The 18,311-nt window shown below is 42.4% G+C and carries 17 protein-coding genes and 2 tRNA genes; 8 read left to right on the forward strand and 11 right to left on the reverse strand.

Going from position 1 to position 18,311, the window contains the following annotated elements; all coding sequences use genetic code 11:
• The first annotated feature begins 344 nt into the window (after nucleotides 1-344).
• The 3 genes from WKU26_RS05730 to WKU26_RS05740 all read left to right on the forward strand — a co-directional run bounded on the left by WKU26_RS05730 (nucleotide 345) and on the right by WKU26_RS05740 (nucleotide 2,619).
• Nucleotides 345-1,148 (forward strand): ion transporter, encoded by an 804-nt coding sequence (locus WKU26_RS05730; RefSeq protein ID WP_340321231.1) that lies wholly within the window; start codon nucleotides 345-347, stop codon nucleotides 1,146-1,148.
• A 111-nt stretch (nucleotides 1,149-1,259) separates the two neighbouring features.
• The gene (locus WKU26_RS05735; protein ID WP_269877563.1) at nucleotides 1,260-1,709 is read left to right on the forward strand and encodes a hypothetical protein; all 450 of its coding nucleotides are present in this window, start codon (nucleotides 1,260-1,262) and stop codon (nucleotides 1,707-1,709) included.
• Nucleotides 1,710-1,713: 4 nt separating this feature from the next.
• Nucleotides 1,714-2,619: a DNA/RNA non-specific endonuclease gene (locus tag WKU26_RS05740; RefSeq protein ID WP_340321232.1), complete on the forward strand. Its 906-nt coding sequence runs from the start codon at nucleotides 1,714-1,716 to the stop codon at nucleotides 2,617-2,619.
• Between the two features lie 163 nt (nucleotides 2,620-2,782).
• On the opposite strand, the gene WKU26_RS05745 is transcribed toward WKU26_RS05740, so the two are convergent.
• From WKU26_RS05745 to WKU26_RS05795, 11 genes are all read right to left on the reverse strand, one after another.
• Nucleotides 2,783-3,565, reverse strand: coding sequence for a Cof-type HAD-IIB family hydrolase (locus tag WKU26_RS05745; RefSeq protein ID WP_340321268.1), 783 nt, complete (start codon nucleotides 3,563-3,565; stop codon nucleotides 2,783-2,785).
• Nucleotides 3,566-4,115: 550 nt separating this feature from the next.
• A complete protein-coding gene (gene rplT, locus WKU26_RS05750) occupies nucleotides 4,116-4,466 on the reverse strand; it encodes a 50S ribosomal protein L20 (RefSeq protein ID WP_007560377.1) in 351 nt (116 codons plus the stop codon).
• Nucleotides 4,467-4,569: 103 nt separating this feature from the next.
• Nucleotides 4,570-4,767, reverse strand: a complete 198-nt coding sequence (gene rpmI / locus WKU26_RS05755; RefSeq protein WP_340321233.1) for a 50S ribosomal protein L35 — start codon at nucleotides 4,765-4,767, stop codon at nucleotides 4,570-4,572.
• 89 nt (nucleotides 4,768-4,856) lie between these two features.
• On the reverse strand, nucleotides 4,857-5,402 hold the full coding sequence (infC, locus tag WKU26_RS05760; protein WP_178266622.1) for a translation initiation factor IF-3: 546 nt from the start codon (nucleotides 5,400-5,402) through the stop codon (nucleotides 4,857-4,859).
• A 103-nt stretch (nucleotides 5,403-5,505) separates the two neighbouring features.
• On the reverse strand, nucleotides 5,506-7,446 hold the full coding sequence (thrS, locus tag WKU26_RS05765) for a threonine--tRNA ligase (protein WP_340321234.1): 1,941 nt from the start codon (nucleotides 7,444-7,446) through the stop codon (nucleotides 5,506-5,508).
• A gap of 78 nt (nucleotides 7,447-7,524) precedes the next feature.
• The gene (locus tag WKU26_RS05770; RefSeq protein WP_340321235.1) at nucleotides 7,525-9,522 is read right to left on the reverse strand and encodes a tetratricopeptide repeat protein; all 1,998 of its coding nucleotides are present in this window, start codon (nucleotides 9,520-9,522) and stop codon (nucleotides 7,525-7,527) included.
• A complete protein-coding gene (gene def / locus WKU26_RS05775) occupies nucleotides 9,519-10,073 on the reverse strand; it encodes a peptide deformylase (RefSeq protein WP_340321236.1) in 555 nt (184 codons plus the stop codon). The genes WKU26_RS05770 and def overlap by 4 nt, the downstream gene beginning before the upstream one ends.
• A 16-nt stretch (nucleotides 10,074-10,089) precedes the next feature.
• The gene (ruvX, locus tag WKU26_RS05780) at nucleotides 10,090-10,506 is read right to left on the reverse strand and encodes a Holliday junction resolvase RuvX (RefSeq protein WP_269877576.1); all 417 of its coding nucleotides are present in this window, start codon (nucleotides 10,504-10,506) and stop codon (nucleotides 10,090-10,092) included.
• 101 nt (nucleotides 10,507-10,607) lie between these two features.
• Nucleotides 10,608-11,300: a potassium channel family protein gene (locus WKU26_RS05785; RefSeq protein ID WP_340321237.1), complete on the reverse strand. Its 693-nt coding sequence runs from the start codon at nucleotides 11,298-11,300 to the stop codon at nucleotides 10,608-10,610.
• Nucleotides 11,301-11,303: 3 nt separating this feature from the next.
• A complete protein-coding gene (locus tag WKU26_RS05790; RefSeq protein ID WP_445323218.1) occupies nucleotides 11,304-13,133 on the reverse strand; it encodes a TrkH family potassium uptake protein in 1,830 nt (609 codons plus the stop codon).
• Between the two features lie 131 nt (nucleotides 13,134-13,264).
• Nucleotides 13,265-13,645 carry a YkvA family protein gene (locus WKU26_RS05795; protein ID WP_178266629.1) on the reverse strand — a complete coding sequence of 127 codons (381 nt, stop codon included), beginning with the start codon at nucleotides 13,643-13,645 and terminating at the stop codon, nucleotides 13,265-13,267.
• A gap of 343 nt (nucleotides 13,646-13,988) precedes the next feature.
• Between WKU26_RS05795 and WKU26_RS05800 the strand changes: the two genes are divergently transcribed.
• From WKU26_RS05800 to WKU26_RS05820, 5 genes are all read left to right on the forward strand, one after another.
• Nucleotides 13,989-15,353, forward strand: a complete 1,365-nt coding sequence (locus WKU26_RS05800) for a TrpB-like pyridoxal phosphate-dependent enzyme (protein ID WP_178266630.1) — start codon at nucleotides 13,989-13,991, stop codon at nucleotides 15,351-15,353.
• A gap of 197 nt (nucleotides 15,354-15,550) precedes the next feature.
• Nucleotides 15,551-15,625, forward strand: a tRNA-Glu gene (locus WKU26_RS05805).
• A gap of 36 nt (nucleotides 15,626-15,661) precedes the next feature.
• Nucleotides 15,662-15,733 (forward strand) — tRNA-Glu (locus WKU26_RS05810).
• Between the two features lie 328 nt (nucleotides 15,734-16,061).
• Nucleotides 16,062-17,492: a RapZ C-terminal domain-containing protein gene (locus tag WKU26_RS05815; protein WP_340321238.1), complete on the forward strand. Its 1,431-nt coding sequence runs from the start codon at nucleotides 16,062-16,064 to the stop codon at nucleotides 17,490-17,492.
• Nucleotides 17,492-18,229: a nucleotidyltransferase family protein gene (locus WKU26_RS05820; protein ID WP_340321239.1), complete on the forward strand. Its 738-nt coding sequence runs from the start codon at nucleotides 17,492-17,494 to the stop codon at nucleotides 18,227-18,229. Before WKU26_RS05815 ends, WKU26_RS05820 begins: the two co-directional genes overlap by 1 nt.
• Nucleotides 18,230-18,311 lie beyond the last annotated feature (82 nt).

Here is an 18,311-nt window from a genome sequence, read left to right on the forward strand (position 1 = left end):
CCATATTGTCAATAAATTTAATATATAAGAACAGTATTGTTAAATCATGTTACACAACAGCTTTTTCTATTAGTTAAGTTTGCCGATTCAATAAAAAGCTATACCTTTGCAATGTGTTTTTCATAGTATTAGATTTAAGGTTAACAAAAGGTTGGAGTACAGCGGTACTCCTTTTTTTATGCCCATACTCAATTTACCCCAAACTCATTACTGCTAAAAACATCATTTCACTTATTCTATATCCATTTATCAATACTAAATTCTTTCCATCAAGCTATATACAAAAATTAATTTTATATTTGTATATAATTTGATTTATATCTTTAACCTTACATTTTTCAGACATGAAATATACTAATAACCCTTTACCTCCCATTATAGAAAAAATACCTCATCTGATACGCCATGAAAAACTCTATCGAACGATCCATAAACAACTAATGAAAAAATGGTTCCGGTATTTTGTACTGTTTTTCATCATAGGCTCTATTTTTTCTGTTGTCTGCAGTTCTTTTGACGAGTCTATGCCATACCGCTCATGGCTTTATACTTTCAACTATCTGGCTTCTTTAATCTTTACAATAGAATACGGATTACGGATTGCAGCCGCTCCAGTACAATATATTCAGTATAAACGTGCATGGAGGGCCAGGCTGCATTACCTGTTTTCTTTTTACGGAATAATCGACTTTGTGGCTATACTACCATTCGTCATTATATATTTTTACAACGACTCTCCGCATGTTCATCTAGTAGTTTTAGCCTATATATTAATTATTTTCAAGCTAATACGTTATTCCCGCTCTTTCCAAATGATAGGCAGTGTACTTAATCAGGTAAAAGATGAACTGATTACTTCCTATACGGCTTGTGGCATCATGCTTGGATTTTCCGGCATATTAATGTATTATATCGAACGAAATGCACAGCCCCAAGCTTTCGAAAACATAGGCGATGGATTCTGGTGGGCTATCGTTGCCTTTACTACCGTGGGCTATGGAGACATTTATCCGGTTACTCCACTGGGACGGTTACTCAGCAGTATCATCAGTCTTATTGGTATCGCTATGATTGCTATCCCTACCGGTATCATCAGTTCCGCCTTCATGAATATGTTACTGGAGAAAAAGAACAAAGAAAAAGAATGAATAAACAGGTATATCCGTTTTGTTATAGACAGAGATTCTGTCTTCATACAGATAGTACACATCTCCATATAAATGATTAACTTTGGCCCATACTCACTAAAAATATAAAAAATGGAACTGAACGAACACAACAAGCAGGAGTATCCTCCTATGCATACATGCGAACATATAGTAAACCGCACAATGGTCAATCTTTTCGGATGTGGACGGGCTGTCTCAGCGCATATCGAAAGAAAAAAGAGCAAATTGGATTTCGCGTTGCCACAGGCTCCTTCCGAAGAAGAAATTGCATGTATAGAACGCACCGTAAACGAAGTGATCGCCCGTCATCTACCGGTAACTACCGAATTTATTACACAGGCAGAAGCATTGGGACGTTTCGACTTGAAGCGCCTGCCCGAAGGAGCTTCCGAAACTGTACGAATCGTCCATGTGGGAGATTACGATGAATGTCTCTGCATCGGTCTGCATGTAGAAAATACATCAGAAATCGGTACATTTCATATCATCAGTTCAGATTATAAAGAGGGAATTTTCCGAATGCGCTTTAAACTAATATAATTCTATGAGTAAAAGAAAAAACAATTCAACCGGTTCTCTACAAGGTTTTATCTTGCTGATAGTTCTTGTTGGAGGAGCACTGTTCTTTTATCAGTATCAGCAAAAGCTTCCTGCAGCAGAAACATGGAAGCAACGTGCCGAGCAGACAATAGAAAAAGTAAAGGAAGCGGTTCCGAATGTTCCTGTCGAACAACTCAAAAACAAGGGACAATCTGGAGAAAAAACGATAGCTTCGCACCTTGAAATACCGGTCAGCCTGAAAAAACGGAACGAAATAAAACTGCAACGTACAGCATTTACCATTTCGTACAATAATTTCTACAAGACACCTAACTGGGTAGCGTGGGAACTGACACGCCAGGAAACTACAGGAGAGGAGGAAAGAAAAAATAAATTTCTTCCCGACCCCGATTTGCCGGAACCACGTGTAGAACATGCCGATTATACCAATTCCGGATACGACCGGGGACATATGGCACCAGCTGCTGATATGAAATGGAGCAAACAGGCCATGCAGGAGTCTTTCTACATGAGCAACATCTGCCCGCAAAACAGAAAACTGAACCGCGACGACTGGGGAGACCTGGAAGAAGCTTGCCGGCAATGGGCAAAGAAATACGGTACAGTGTACATCGCCTGCGGTCCTATTTACGACAAAGCCAAACCCGAACGTATCGGACGAAACAAGGTAGCCGTGCCCAACCGCTTCTTTAAGGTTGTTCTGATATACAATCGGAAGAATCCTATCGCTATGGGCTTCCTGTTCGAAAACAAAGCTGACCATAAGAAACTGGACAAGTACTTGGTTACGGTAGATTCCATAGAAAAAATTACAGGACTTGACTTCTTTTCACGACTGCCCGATGATATTGAGCAAAAGATAGAATCCATTTTACCGGTACTCCCCTGAATTACTCTCAAATACTTTTGATAATAGCAGTAACACCACTTGCAGGTTTGCCTGTTGCATATACAGACATATACAACAGGTAAACCTTTCCATAATCCTCTTCTATTGTCAGGCAATCTCACAAACCTACAATACAACAAAAAACAGTTTGCCTTATTATCTGCTATTCAATAATGCCAAAATGCACAAGAGCATGTAAGATACCATCTTCATCTACATCGTCTGTAATAAAGTCAGCGCACTCCTTTACCCGACTCGATGCACCACCCATTGCGATACCTATACCGGCAGCCTTAAGCATGGGAATATCATTTCCTCCATCTCCAAAAGCCATACTCTCATCCAAAGAAAAGCCTAAACAAGCTGCCACATCAGCCATTCCGGATGCCTTGTTTACACCAGTCGCATTTACATCTGCAAAATATGGATTCCAGCGCGAAACAGCCAATCCCGGAAGTTGATTCATTATTTCCTTTTCAACTTCTTCCCCACAGTAAATACAAAGCTGACAACACGTACAAGCATCAAATTCGCTCACAATATCTACAACCTGAGGTACAGGATGATTCGTCAGTTCGGAAAGAGCAATCACTGTATCATTCACATCATTCACAAGTATCCCTTTTTCCACCTCCAAAGCCAATGGGAAACCATACTGTTCGGCAAGATGAAGGACTGTATGAAAGTCTTCCCGACCAATGGGATAAGAAACAATCTCAGTACCATCGCGAAGCACACACCGAGAACCATTCAACGAAACGACGGCATCATAGGGAATCGCCTCCAGTTCCAGCAAGTCGGTAGCTCCCCTACCTGTCGCTATAATAATTTTCATCCCTTTCTCATGTACTTTAGTCAGCGCATCGATTGTCGTCTGAGGTATCTTATGCGTCTTGAAACTGATTAAAGTTCCATCTACATCCAGAAAAATTGCCTTCACTTTCATTTTCTCAATCATATTACTTTATTTCGGAAAGAGTCTTTCTATGCTTCTATTTTTAGATCATACAAAAAATAAAGCGAAGAATCATGTATTTCAATACAAAATTCTTCGCTTTATAAGGAGAAGCCGCACCCGAGGCGTGACGAAACTCCGAAAAACAGGATTTGAGTGCCCTCTTCCTTTGTAATCCACCGGCATAAATGCTACCCGAAGGCGTGGCCCGCCATTGGAAGATGAAGCTTGTCTCGGCATTTCTTATAAATTTGATGAGTTTCCCGATTCTGCAAGTACGGCTTCATTTTTGTATTACAAATATATTATATTTTTTTGGTTCTACAAAATTTTACCCGAATTAATAGCAGAACATTTTAATTTTTAATCTGCGGAATATGTATCGGAAAAACCTTTTCTTCCATTCAGCTTTCGTCTAAGAAAAACATCATAATGACAGCTTTTCAAAAGACATCAGCAACAAAAAAAACACATAGAAATAAAAAAAGAGATGTTTAAAAATAAACATCTCTTTTCTATACTTTTTATACCGTATACCGCATTAAGCAGCTTTTGCCTTAGCAACAACAGCTTTGAATGCTTCTGGATGGTTCATAGCTAAGTCAGCCAAAACCTTACGGTTGATTTCGATACCTGCTTTGTGCAATGCACCCATCAACTTAGAGTAAGACATACCTTCCAGACGAGCAGCTGCGTTGATACGCTGAATCCACAATGCACGGAAGTTACGTTTTTTGTTCTTACGGTCGCGGTATGCATAAGTCAAACCTTTTTCCCAAGTGTTCTTAGCAACGGTCCAAACGTTTTTTCTTGCACCAAAGTAACCTCTGGTTAAACCTAAAATTTTCTTTCTTCTTGCTCTTGAAGCAACGTGATTTACTGATCTTGGCATAGTTTTAATTCTTTTTTGAATGATAGCGCCGATATTTTACAACCGGACTTGAGGCTAATGCATTCGGTTAATAATTTTAATGATACGTGTACGCTTTTGAAGATTACTTCATGCAAAGCAGTTCTTTCACCTGAGTCATGTTGGCACTGTGTACCAATCCTGAGTGAACAAGGTTTCTTTTCTGCTTCTTAGTTTTCTTAGTCAAAATGTGACTGTGAAAAGCGTGCTTTCTCTTGATTTTACCTGTTCCGGTAAGAGCGAATCTTTTTTTAGCACCGGAGTTAGTCTTTACCTTTGGCATCTTGTTAAAATTTTAATTATTATTATTAACGGTGGCAACGTACTATACCGGCACGTTACGCACTCTCTCTTTCATTTGTCTGAGACAACTTATCCGTTCTTTTTAGGAGCACCCGGTTTCTTAGGAGCCAATGAGATAGTCATTCTCTTTCCTTCCAAAAGCGGCATCTGTTCTACCTTTGCATATTCTTCCAGGTCGTTTGCAAAGCGAAGCAACAGTACTTCACCCTGTTCTTTGAACAGAATAGAACGTCCTTTGAAGAACACATAAGCCTTTACCTTATCTCCATCCTGCAAGAAACCAATGGCATGCTTCAGTTTGAAGTTGTAATCGTGTTCGTCGGTCTGAGGCCCGAAACGGATTTCCTTCACGTTCACCTTCACCTGCTTTGCCTTCTGTTCCTTTGCACGTTTCTTCAACTGGTAAAGGAATTTAGAATAATCTATAATTCTACAAACCGGAGGAACAGCGTTGGGTGAAATTTCTACTAAGTCAGCTTCATGCTCTTCTGCCATTTTCAAAGCTTGAGCGATTGGATAAACTGCTGATTCAATATCGTCGCCCACAATGCGGACTTCTTTGGCGCGAATCTGTTCATTGATTCGGTGTTGCCCTTTTAAAGTGTCATTCTTCATTAAAAATACTTTTCTTCCTTGTTTGTCTTTTGTTTTAATTATATATTATTCTTTGTTCCGTTTACAGGAGAAAGATGTCCTTCTCCTGCAAACGGTTGCAAAGTTACCATTTATTTATCATATTATGAACTTCTTCCGCAATATTTTTTGCAAATTCTTCGATTTTCATCGTTCCTTTGTCTCCTTCACCCTGTTTACGTACGGCTACTTCACCATTTTCGGCTTCTTTTTCACCTACAATCAGCATGTAAGGAATACGTTTCATTTCATTATCGCGGATCTTACGTCCAATCTTTTCGTTACGATCGTCTACAATAGCGCGGATATCGCTCTTCTTCAGTTCCAGACGAACCTGATTAGCATAATCGTTGAACTTTTCAGAGATAGGCAGGATAGCTACCTGATCCGGAGTCAGCCACAACGGGAATTTACCGGCAGTATGTTCAATCAGCACAGCCACAAAGCGTTCCATAGATCCAAACGGTGCACGGTGAATCATTACCGGACGATGTTTCTGATTGTCTGAACCCATATATTCCAACTGGAAACGTTCAGGCAAGTTGTAGTCTACCTGAATAGTACCCAACTGCCAGCGACGGCCAATGGCATCCTTCACCATGAAGTCCAGTTTAGGACCATAGAATGCAGCTTCACCATATTCTACTTTTGCTTTCAAGCCTTTTTCTTCGCAAGCTTCTACGATAGCCTGTTCAGCTCTTTCCCAGTTTTCATCGCTACCGATATATTTTTCACGGTTAACTTTATCGCGCAAAGAAATCTGAGCTTCGAAGTTTTCAAGTCCCATTGAAGAGAATACAATGGAAATGATATCCATTACACGCAAGAACTCGTCTTTTACCTGATCCGGACGACAGAAGATGTGTGCATCGTCCTGAGTAAAGCTACGTACACGAGTCAATCCGTGCAACTCACCACTCTGTTCGTAACGGCATACTGTACCGAATTCTGCAAGACGCAAAGGCAGATCACGGTAAGAACGCGGAGTGTTCTTATAAATCATACAGTGATGCGGACAGTTCATCGGTTTCAGGAAGTATTCTTCACCTTCTTCCGGAGTATGGATAGGCTGGAATGCATCCTTACCGTATTTAGCATAATGACCAGAAGTTACGTACAGCAATTTGTTTCCGATAGGCGGACACATTACTTCCTGATAATCGTAACGAGCCTGAATGCGGCGCAGGAAATCCTGCAGACGGATACGCAGCGCAGTACCTTTCGGCAACCACATCGGAAGTCCCTTACCTACTGTATCCGAGAACATGAACAAATCCATTTCCTTACCAATCTTACGGTGGTCACGTTTCTTTGCTTCTTCCAGCATAGCCAGATACTCATCGAGCATCTTCTTTTTCGGGAAGGTGATACCGTAGATACGAGTCATCTGCTTACGGTCTTCCTGTCCTCTCCAATATGCCCCGGCAACCGACAACAGTTTGATAGCCTTGATAGGAGCAGTAGAAGGCAAGTGCGGACCACGGCAAAGGTCTGTAAATGCACCCTGTGTATATGTTGTAATATGTCCGTCTTCCAGTTCAGAAATCAACTCACACTTGTAAGTTTCCCCTCTTTCGCCGAACATTTTCAATGCATCTTCTTTAGCAATGCTCTGACGTACCAATACTTCTTTCTTGGCAGCCAGTTCAGCCATTTTCTTTTCGATAGCAGCCAAATCGCCTTCTTTAATCACAGCTTCTCCCGGATCTACATCATAATAGAATCCGTTTTCGATAGCCGGACCTATACCGAACTGAATGCCCGGGTAAAGCTCCTGCAATGCTTCTGCCAGCAAATGCGCACTGGTGTGCCAAAATGCGTGCTTACCTTGTTCATCTTCCCATTTATAGAGAACGAATTCAGCATCTTCGTTAATAGGTCTTGTCAAGTCGATAGTCTCACCGTTTACCGCACAAGCCAACACATCTTGTGCCAGACGTGAACTGATACTTTCTGCAATCTGCAGACCAGTTACTCCTTCGTTATATTCACGAACCGAGCCGTCAGGAAAAGTTATCTTAATCATAATCTTTATGTTTTGTCTATTATTGAATTGCAAAAGTAACTATTTTTTTGAGTAAATATCCATTTTTTTCAATTAATGTTACTCAGCCGGAGTCGTAAAGCGCTTAATTACATTATAAGCTGTAAATATACCCAATTCGCCAGCCTTACTCAAATCCTGAATACCTTGTCGGTTGTTACCCAGGAAAATATTGGTCAGCCCCCTGTTGTAGTACGCATCAGAGAAACGGCTATCCAGTTCAATGGCCTTATTATAGTCTACCAATGCCCCACGGTAATCCTTCATAGATACCAGGATATTGGCCCGGTTATAATACGCATATACAAAGTCGGGAGCCAGACTGATGACCTTATCCAGATCGTCCCGAATCACAGCATAGTCGATACCACGTACCTGAGGCTGTTTATCATTCAAACCTTCTATCTCATAGCCTACATCACGCTTACGGAACTCTATCTGTTTATAGTGTACCACTGCACGGGTAAAATAGGCCGGAAAGAAAGTAGAATCACGTTCTATAGCATCATCCAGATCTTTCAATGCACTGTCAAAATCCTGTACCAGATAGAAATCCAATGCACGTCTATAATAATGGAGTGCATTATCCGGATCGTCCATAATTGCAGCCGACCCCTCGTCGATAGCGGCAAAATGTTGTTTTACCTGCTGCTCTGTCAGAGAAGCCTCGTTGTTGGTTATCAGCAAACGCTGCGGAAGCACATGGCGGTTGTTCAAGTCGTCGATATACTTCGAGAAGTTTACCTGACGTTTCACCTCTTCCTGACGCTCATAATAGCTCAACACATACATCGGCTGTGGCAGAATCGTGATATTCTTATCCTGTACACGTCCACGGTAGTCGGTCTTGTACTTGGATTCCTCTTCTTCGTTATCGGCCACAATAATCTTACGATAGTTGTTCATGTTTTTATCCGACTTCTTACGAGTCTTGTCGGCCGACGCCGTCTGTGTTTTCTTCACCCCATTCTGCGCATCCAGCTGAGCTTTCAGCACCTTAAACTCATCGGCTTCTGCCCGATGCAGTTCACCCATCTTACGCAACACCTGAGCACGATACTGATAACCGGCCAGGAAATTGGGATATTCATCCAATACTGCAGAAAAATCGTTTACAGCCCCTTGATAATCACCGGTCTTATCACGCAACAATCCCCGGTTGAATGTAGCCATCATATTATCCGGCTCCACCGACAGCACAAAGTCGAAATCTTCAATTGCACGGTTGTCATCTCCCACCTGCGCACGAAGCAATCCACGGTTATAATGCCCGATAAAATTATCACGGTCAATATCCAGTGCGATATCGTAATCCTTCATGGCTCCGCGCAAATTGTTCTGATGATAACGAGCCAAGGCACGATTAATATAAAGCCCTGCATTGCGGACAGACAGTCGGATAGCCTCCGTCAAGTCCGATTCGGCATCCTGATACTTGGAACGCTGCAAAAGCAACATACCCCGAGAAGCCCATGTATCCGGATTATACCGGTCCATTTCAATGGCTTTATCGGCATCGGTCATCGCCAACAACGTATCCTTCTGTTTCAAGGAAACCTCTGTACGCATCAAATAAGCATCGGTATAACGGGGAGAAATACGAATTAAGGTATCCAAATCGGCCCTTGCCTGTGTATAATCCGATTCGCGCATCCGGCATAATGCCAGATTGTGCCACAGGCTGATATTTTCAGGTTCCAGTTTCAAAGCTCTCTCATAATCTTGTATAGCCCCCTTATAATTTTTCTGACGGATACGCGATATTCCCCGAATCTGATAAGCATTGACCACAAACGGATTACGGTCTATTGCTTCCGAACAGTCGGCTTCTGCCCCCTGAAAATCGTCAAGGTTCATTTTGGCAAGCCCTCTGTAAAAATAAGGTTCCGCCAGATAAGGTTTTGCACTGATTACCTGGTTAAAATACTGGATAGAAAGGACATAGTCCTCAAAATAGAGAGCATTCCGCCCGATAGTCATCACTCTGTCCGTATTGATTTGGGCAGAGAGTGATAAAGGGAGGAATGCGCATACTATATATAAAAGTTTTTTTATCATTTGATTGTCTTCACCTTGTAAGCACAACGTGCTTTGCCTTTCAGCATATTGCTCAGCTTTCCTTTAATCATTTGTTTACGCAATGCCGACAGATGGTCGATAAACATAGTTCCGTCCAAATGGTCGAACTCATGCTGCATGACACGTGCCAGATAACCTTCTACCCACTCGTCGTGCGGTGTCATATTTTCATCCAGATAAGTGACATGGATTTTATCAGGGCGTTTCACACTTTCATGAATACCCGGCAGACTCAGACATCCTTCTTCCATAGACACCATTTCTCCGTCTGTTTCAAGGATATGCGGATTGATATAAGTACGTCTGAACCCTTTAAACTCAGGCATATCATCAGAAAGTACATCCAGATCGACAACAACCACACGAATAGGAAGTCCGATTTGGGGAGCAGCCAATCCTACTCCATCGGCACGATCCATTGTTTCAAACATATTTGCTATCAACTCTTTCAGGTTTGGATAGTCTGGTGTAATATCTTCAGCCTCCTGACGCAATACAGGCTGGCCATATACATAAATAGGTAAAATCATTGTTTTATGTTTTAATTTAAAATTTTTTCGATTCCAGATAAGACTGAAGAATAATAGTTGCACTGATTTCGTCGACCAAAGCCTTATTCTGACGGTCTTTCTTTTTCAGTCCACCGACCAGCATGGCCTGATGTGCCAATACAGAGGTAAACCGTTCGTCTACCAGTTCTACCGGCATATCGGGACATTTTTTCTTCAACTGATTGATAAACGGAATTATATTCTTCATATTTTCCGAATCTTCATTGTTCATCTGCTTAGGATGCCCCACAATGATGCGTTCTACCGGTTCCTGAGCCATGTATTTCAATAAGAAATCCATCAGCTGATGAGTAGGAACAGTTGTCAGCCCGCTTGCAATAATCTGCATGGGGTCTGTCACGGCTATGCCTGTGCGTTTTCGTCCGTAATCTATTGCTATTATTCTGCTCATATGCCGACAAAAATACAAATTATTTCCTATCCGTTTTTATATGAAACTTAAATTAACGCGTAGAAACATTCCCAATATTGCCTGTAAGACTATAAAATTGATTATTTCCCGATCGATTTCCAGAACTTCACAAAGTCTTTATACAAGCCATAGCATACCAATCTGTCTTCTGCCTGCAAGGTATAGTCTTCCGGAAAAGCATTGTCGACCTCTTTTTCCAACACAGAGATACCCAGACTGTTTTTCACCATTTTTCCACGAACCAAAGCAAGCAGCTTCAGATTAAAGTCTTCATCCTCTTTCAAGTCGTTGACTTGACATCCGACCAGTTTACGAGGTATGCCAAACTTAAACACAAAATGTTCCTCGTCTATCTGAAAAGATTCTACTTCTATATTCAGTTCAAGCAGGCGCACAAGCATATATGCAGCATCCTTTTCGGGAGTCAATACCCGGTCTATAGAGAAAGCTTCCAGCACCGACTTGTGTATATCATCTAATGCACGGGCATAAATATGTTTCACCTTATTTTTCTTCAGCAAAGAAACCACACGAATTGAAGCTCCGAAATTCTCCCCGATGGCCACAATCACCACATCCACGGTCTGCAAAGGCAATACCGTCAGCGCAGCCTCATCCGTAGCATCTACCACATACGCAGTAGCCACCTTATCTTTCATCCGGTCTACATTCTGTGCATTCTGGTCTACACCAATCACTTCGTGTCCCAGCGAAGTCAGTTCTTCCGCCAGAACCGAACCATAATTTCCAAGACCTATTACAATGTATTTCATATCTTAGTTTATTATTAAATCGTCTTTCGGATATTTATAATTTTTCTTTGCCTCCTGCTTCACCAGTCCCAAGAGCAACGTAAAGGCTCCCACTCTTCCCACAAACATCAGGAAAATAATAACGCCTTTTCCCATCGGACTTAGCAAAGGAGTCAGATCGAGCGAAGATCCTACTGTGCTTAAAGCCGATACACATTCAAACACGATTGCCATCACAGAAGCTTCAGGTTCTATCAGGGTCATGGCAAACACTGCAACAAAAGCTACTATCAGATACAAACTCAACACCGCATGCGAACGACGGACAGATTCCGAAGAAAGTTCTCTGTGAAAAATAGCAACCCGCTCCGAACCTCGAATCACAGCCCACAAATTAAGCAGAATCACAGCAAACACATTTATTTTTACACCACCGGCAGTAGACTGTGTTCCTCCACCTATCATCATCAGCACAATCATAAACAGTACAGTCTGGGTAGAAAGAGTGGTAAGTCCTACACTACAGAATCCGGCAGTACGCGGACAAACCGCATTGAAGAAAGCATGTACCCATTTATCCAATACCGGCATACCGGCAAAAGCATGATTCCATTCGTAGACCAGAATCACAAGTGTACCCACAACCAGCAGAACAGTTGTCATAATCAATACAATCTTGGTATTCAAATTGTACAAATGTACCTGCTTGGGGAAACGTGACGAACGACCGAACAGTTTCCATTTCCAATAACGCAAATAATACATCACCGTTCTGCACAAATTTACCAAAATAGGAAACCCGATTCCGCCTAATATAATAAGGAAAGAAACAGTAATAAACAGCAGATTATGATTCTGCATAACCAGAGAGTTTCCCAAATTTCCGGGCAATGTAGAAAAACCGGCATTGCAGAAAGCAGAAATGGAATGAAAAGCAGCAAAATAAAGTTCTTCATCGAGTGTCATCCCCATTGTATTATGAATACTCAACCAAATCAACGCCATCCCAATCCCTTCTATCATCAAGGTAAATCCTAATATATATAATAAGGTGGAGAGAAGAGAATTCAACGAATTGGAACTGATCATATCTCTTACTGCAAGCTGATTATAAAGCGAAGTATTTCCCATAAAGAACATGGCAAAAAAACTGGTCAGTGTCATCACTCCAAGTCCGCCAATCTGAATAAGCAGAATAATTATGATTTGACCGCCCAATGTAAAGGTAGAAGAAACGTCTACCGTCACAAGTCCCGTCACACAAGTGGCACTGGTAGCTGTAAAGAGAGCATCCAGCCAGGATATACCGTGATACGTACATCGGGGAAGCATCAAAAGACCGGAACCGATCAAGATAAGTACCAGAAAACTGACAGCCAGTATCAAAGACGGATTGGTACGTCTTCCCAAAAGACGGACCAGACTGCTGGACAAATAAAACAGGGACAGAAAGAAGAGTATGGCCATACGGTAGTAAGGATGATGAAAAAACATCCACACTCCATATACCCCCTCCGTCTGATCCGGACGATGAAACACAACCGGAAGCAAAGTCAGATAAAGCAGCGCAAACAACACCCATGCCCATCCCGTAAATTTAGATTTTCCTTCTTCCTGACGGAAAACAATCTGTACGGTTGTACTAATCAGAAAAATACCCCATACAGTCTTATAAATACCTTGAAGCCAATTTTCTTCTGCTTCCGAAATCCGGAACCCATGTTCATAGACTATAGAGGCCAAAAACACCAAGGCTGACAGATAAGTAACACCCATTACCCACCCCATCAGCCTGTGTACGCTTGGCCATGCCAAACTTTTATGTTCCCAAGACGGTTTATTCCAATAACTCATATCCGTACTTTTAGTCAAAGCAACGCAAAGTTATCGAAAAACAGAATAAAACAAAGAAATATCCTTTTGTTTTATCCATTTATCCATTTTCCTTTACCTATATCAAAAACAGAACTCGTCAAGGCTTTGTGCTAAAAGAGTTTTAACTCTTCCTCACTCAGCTCTCCAAACCATTTGGAAAGCCTTGCCCGGGCCTTGCTCTTTACTTCCGGAGTCACATTAGACCATACAGTATGCAATACCCATAGCAAAGCAGTCAGGTCATCAGTATACCCTACGAGTGGAGCCAAATCGGGAACCACATCCAGCGGAAGAATAAAATAGCCCAACACACCGTATATTTTGGCCTTGTCTGCCCAAGATACATCTTTACCAGTAGCCACATAATATAATAATAGCACTGCATAGACTACTTTTGCACCCGCTTTATGAGCTACCGAAGAGATCTTATTCCACAACTTAGATTCGGAATAATTCTGTTGATACGAACGATAATCTTCCAATTTTTCCATAATTACTACTTTTTTAAGACCAGTGTTTTATTCTGCCTGCTACAAAAATAACCAGAAACAATACAAAATTGTTTACAAACGAAGAAAAAAAACATGTGACCTATTCTCTTTAAAAACGTGACTTGTATCGACAGGCAACGATACTTGTATCATCGGCCATCGTGACTTGTATCGTAAGCCTTCGATACAAGTCACGTTTTTGTGAAGCAATAAAATCTTCCAGAAAACTTCATTCACTCACTCCCCCGCAAGAAGAAGAAGTTTTCCTCGAAAAAGAAAAAAGCGTTGTATAAGAACATATTTTTACTTACATTTGGCGAATTAATCAAAAATGTAAGCTAATATGAGTGATAAACAGAAAAGATTCATTTTACCGGAAAACGAAATTCCCAAATACTGGTACAATATTCAGGCAGACATGAAAAACAAACCCATGCCGCCTCTGAATCCGGCTACCAAAGAACCTCTGAAACCGGAAGACCTCTACCCTATATTTGCAAAAGAACTCTGTCATCAGGAATTGAACCAGACCGATGCATGGATTGAAATACCCGAAGAAGTACGCGAAATGTATAAGTACTATCGCAGTACTCCACTGGTACGTGCTTACGGACTGGAAAAAGCATTGGGTACACCGGCACATATTTATTTCAAGAATGAAAGTGTAAGTCCCATCGGTTCTCATAAGCTCAACTCAGCCCTGGCTCAGGCTTATTATTGCAAACAGGAAGGTGTGAGCAACATTACAACAGAAACCGGAGCCGGACAATGGGGAGCAGCGCTTTCGTATGCTGCCAAAGTCTTCGGACTGGAAGCTGCCGTATATCAGGTAAAAATCAGCTACGAGCAGAAACCGTACCGACGCAGCATTATGCAGACATTCGGTGCACAGGTTACTCCGTCGCCTTCCATGTCTACCCGCGCCGGAAAGGACATCCTTACCAAGTATCCCAATCATCAGGGTTCACTGGGTACAGCTATTTCCGAGGCCATCGAACTGGCACGTACCACACCCAACTGTAAATATACTTTAGGTTCGGTACTGAGCCACGTTACCCTGCATCAGACTATCATTGGTCTAGAAGCTGAAAAACAGATGGAAATGGCAGGCGAATATCCGGATGTAATTATAGGCTGTTTTGGAGGTGGCTCGAACTTCGGCGGTATCTGTTTCCCATTCATGCGCCATACCATACTTGAAGGAAAACAGACACGCTATGTAGCAGCAGAACCGGCATCCTGCCCGAAACTGACACGAGGAAAATTCCGCTATGACTTCGGCGACGAAGCCGGATACACTCCTCTTCTGCCTATGTTTACGTTAGGACATAATTTTGCCCCAGCCAATATTCATGCCGGCGGCTTGCGCTATCATGGAGCTGGTGTCATCGTTTCGCAATTATTGAAAGATAAATTAATGGAAGCAGTCGACATTCCACAATTGGAAACCTTCGAAGCAGGCTGTCTGTTTGCACGCGCCGAAGGTATCATTCCGGCACCGGAATCATGTCATGCCATTGCAGCTGCTATCCGCGAAGCAAACCAGTGTAAGGAAACAGGAGAAGAGAAAGTCATTCTATTCAACTTGTCGGGACACGGACTGATAGATATGACTGCATACGACCAATATTTGTCCGGTAACCTGGTAAACTATACACTGACCGATCAGGATATCGCCAAAAGTTTGGGAGAAGATAGTGCAGAATAAATAATCTTCACCGACTTTTTTCTCAAGAAAAGTAAAGTATAAAGTGCATTTTACCCTCTTAAAAGCCACATTTAGGGGTAAAATGCACTTTTTTTTGCTTTTTATCGATATTTTTTCTCCCAAACGCTTGCAGATTTAAAAATAATCCGTACCTTTGCACCCGTGATTGAGAAACACGCTCGACACAACAAAAGGATGGCCCGTTCGTCTATCGGTTAGGACGCAAGATTTTCATTCTTGAAAGGGGGGTTCGATTCCCCCACGGGCTACCAAAACATAAGCAACCTTTACAGGTGCAACAAAAGGATGGCCCGTTCGTCTATCGGTTAGGACGCAAGATTTTCATTCTTGAAAGGGGGGTTCGATTCCCCCACGGGCTACGAAGTCTGAACAGTGATGTTCAGACTTTTTTGTTATATACCGCTCCGGTTCTTCCCTGCCTCCGCTTTATACCTGCTTGCCTTTAAAGTTGGCTCATCGGTTTTGAGATCAAGGACTCAAAAATCTCCTTTCCACATAAGATACCCTCTTGGTGGGTTTTATGTGGTTTCATCCAAACTTCATTTGCCGTTTGCGTCTGCACTCGCCTTTCGCTATCTTTTTCATAAGATAGGAGGCGACTCGGCATTGCCTGAGCACAAAAGCAAGCTTTTTGCTTTGGCACTGCGCTCGTCTTTCGCTATCTTTGTGTCAAAAAGAAAAATACACATGAACTACGCATTATTGGAAAATTTATATCTACAACATACCGGACATAAACCGGATTGCATCGAACCACTGGCCGGAGCAGGTTCCAACCGCCAATATTTCCGCTTGCAGGGTAATCCTACCCTTATCGGAGTGTGTGGCACTTCTGTAGAAGAGAACCATGCCTTTCTCTATATGTCGCACCATTTCGCAGAAAAAGGACTTCCAGTCCCCCGTGTTTATGCCGTATCGGAAGACGAAAACTGCTACCTCCAAGACGATTTGGAAAATACATTGCTGTTCGATGTAATTGCACAAGGCAGAGAAAGCGGAAACTTCGGAACAGAAGAGAGAGAACTACTGAAACAGACCATTCGCCTGCTTCCCCGTTTTCAGTTTGAAGGAGCACAGGGTATGGATTTCAGCATTTGCTATCCGCAACCGGAATTCAACCGCCGCAGTGTGCTATGGGATTTAAACTACTTTAAATACTGCTTTCTGAAAGCCACACAAGTGGATTTTCAGGAAAACCGTCTTGAAGATGATTTCGAACGCCTGGCCGACCGTCTTCTGAAACAGGAATATTCTACTTTCATGTACCGCGACTTCCAAAGCCGCAATGTAATGATAAAAGACGGACAGCCTTATTTTATCGATTTCCAGGGAGGAAGAAAAGGACCTTTCTACTACGATGTGGCTTCTTTCCTATGGCAGGCAAAAGCCAGATATCCGGAAGAACTGCGCCAGGAACTGATTACAGAGTATTTCCATACGTTGCAAAACTATATAAGTATCGAAAAAGAAACCTTCCTTGCCGAATTGCGCCAGTTTGTACTCTTCCGCACTTTGCAGGTATTGGGAGCTTACGGATTCAGAGGATACTTCGAACAGAAGCCTCACTTTCTGCAAAGCATTCCTTATGCCATCGAAAACCTCCGCCAGCTGCTTTCCGAAGGCTTCGAGGAGTATCCATACTTGTGCGAAGTACTGAAGAATCTCACCGAACTCAAACAGTTTGCCTACGAACGGAATAAACAGAAGCTTACGGTACGTGTCATGAGCTTTTCTTATCGCAAAGGCATCCCCGAAGATCCGAGTGGAAACGGAGGAGGATATGTATTCGACTGCCGTGCCGTTCACAATCCGGGCAGATACGAGCAATACAAGTCGCTTACAGGACTGGATGAACCGGTAATCCGTTTTCTGGAAGAAGACGGAGAAATCACCACCTTCCTGCAACATGTCGATGCATTGGTCGACCAGCATGTCCATCGCTATCTGGAGCGAGGCTTCACCCACCTCAGCATCTGCTTTGGATGCACAGGCGGACAACATCGGTCGGTATATTCTGCCCAACACGTGGCCGAACATTTGCACCGGAAATTCGGAATACGAATTGAACTGATTCACCGTGAACAACAAATTAGACAACTTTTAGAACCCCTCCCATAATGAAAGCTATGATTTTCGCAGCCGGACTTGGAAGCCGGCTCAAACCCCTGACCGACCACATGCCCAAAGCCTTGGTGCCGGTAGCAGGCAAACCGATGCTGGAGCACGTCATTTTAAAGCTAAAAGCATCGGGATGTACGGAAATAGTCATCAACATCCACCATTTTGGAGAACAGATTATCGATTTCCTGCAGGCAAACCAGAATTTTGGTCTCACTATTCACCTCAGCGACGAGCGCGACTGCCTTCTCGATACGGGAGGAGGAATTTTAAAGGCTTCTTCTTTCTTTACCGGAGAAGAACCGTTTTTGGTACATAATGTAGATATCCTTTCGGATACCGATCTGAAAGCATTGTACGAATATCATCTTCACAGCGGCAACCAAGCTACTCTGCTAGCCAGCCGCCGACAAACTACACGCTACCTGCTCTTCGATCAAGACAAAAATCTTTGTGGATGGGTAAACAAAAGTACAGGGCAAACCAAACCCGAAGGATTTACAGTGAATCCAGACAAACACCGTGAATATGCCTTCAGCGGAATCCATGTATTCTCCCCTTCTCTCTTTCCCTATATGAAGCAAGGATGGCAGGGTAAATTCTCCATTATGGATTTCTACCTGCAAGCATGCCAAGATGCACGCATTGGAGGATACCTGAGCGAACATCTCCATCTGATAGATATCGGAAAACCGGAAACATTGGTACAGGCGGAATCTTTCCTTGCCCAATTGTAGCAAAGAAGCAAGTTTGTTTAAATCAAAAAATAAGCCCGCCACTGATACAAACCTCATCAATGGCGGGTAATTTATTTTCACT

The organism is Phocaeicola sp. HCN-40430, from assembly GCF_037890285.1.
GTDB lineage: Bacteria > Bacteroidota > Bacteroidia > Bacteroidales > Bacteroidaceae > Phocaeicola > Phocaeicola acetigenes.

What these genes read in the sequence shown, in the direction of transcription:
- infC (WP_178266622.1), bottom strand. Translation starts at nt 5,402, where the DNA reads ATGAAGAATGACACTTTAAAAGGGCAACACCGAATCAATGAACAGATT.
- WKU26_RS05815 (WP_340321238.1), top strand. Translation starts at nt 16,062, where the DNA reads ATGAACTACGCATTATTGGAAAATTTATATCTACAACATACCGGACAT.
- rpmI (WP_340321233.1), bottom strand. Translation starts at nt 4,767, where the DNA reads ATGCCAAAGGTAAAGACTAACTCCGGTGCTAAAAAAAGATTCGCTCTT.
- def (WP_340321236.1), bottom strand. Translation starts at nt 10,073, where the DNA reads ATGATTTTACCTATTTATGTATATGGCCAGCCTGTATTGCGTCAGGAG.
- rplT (WP_007560377.1), bottom strand. Translation starts at nt 4,466, where the DNA reads ATGCCAAGATCAGTAAATCACGTTGCTTCAAGAGCAAGAAGAAAGAAA.
- ruvX (WP_269877576.1), bottom strand. Translation starts at nt 10,506, where the DNA reads ATGAGCAGAATAATAGCAATAGATTACGGACGAAAACGCACAGGCATA.
- WKU26_RS05790 (WP_445323218.1), bottom strand. Translation starts at nt 13,133, where the DNA reads ATGAGTTATTGGAATAAACCGTCTTGGGAACATAAAAGTTTGGCATGG.
- WKU26_RS05740 (WP_340321232.1), top strand. Translation starts at nt 1,714, where the DNA reads ATGAGTAAAAGAAAAAACAATTCAACCGGTTCTCTACAAGGTTTTATC.
- WKU26_RS05770 (WP_340321235.1), bottom strand. Translation starts at nt 9,522, where the DNA reads ATGATAAAAAAACTTTTATATATAGTATGCGCATTCCTCCCTTTATCA.
- WKU26_RS05785 (WP_340321237.1), bottom strand. Translation starts at nt 11,300, where the DNA reads ATGAAATACATTGTAATAGGTCTTGGAAATTATGGTTCGGTTCTGGCG.
- WKU26_RS05820 (WP_340321239.1), top strand. Translation starts at nt 17,492, where the DNA reads ATGAAAGCTATGATTTTCGCAGCCGGACTTGGAAGCCGGCTCAAACCC.
- WKU26_RS05800 (WP_178266630.1), top strand. Translation starts at nt 13,989, where the DNA reads ATGAGTGATAAACAGAAAAGATTCATTTTACCGGAAAACGAAATTCCC.
- WKU26_RS05795 (WP_178266629.1), bottom strand. Translation starts at nt 13,645, where the DNA reads ATGGAAAAATTGGAAGATTATCGTTCGTATCAACAGAATTATTCCGAA.
- WKU26_RS05735 (WP_269877563.1), top strand. Translation starts at nt 1,260, where the DNA reads ATGGAACTGAACGAACACAACAAGCAGGAGTATCCTCCTATGCATACA.
- WKU26_RS05730 (WP_340321231.1), top strand. Translation starts at nt 345, where the DNA reads ATGAAATATACTAATAACCCTTTACCTCCCATTATAGAAAAAATACCT.
- thrS (WP_340321234.1), bottom strand. Translation starts at nt 7,446, where the DNA reads ATGATTAAGATAACTTTTCCTGACGGCTCGGTTCGTGAATATAACGAA.
- WKU26_RS05745 (WP_340321268.1), bottom strand. Translation starts at nt 3,565, where the DNA reads ATGAAAGTGAAGGCAATTTTTCTGGATGTAGATGGAACTTTAATCAGT.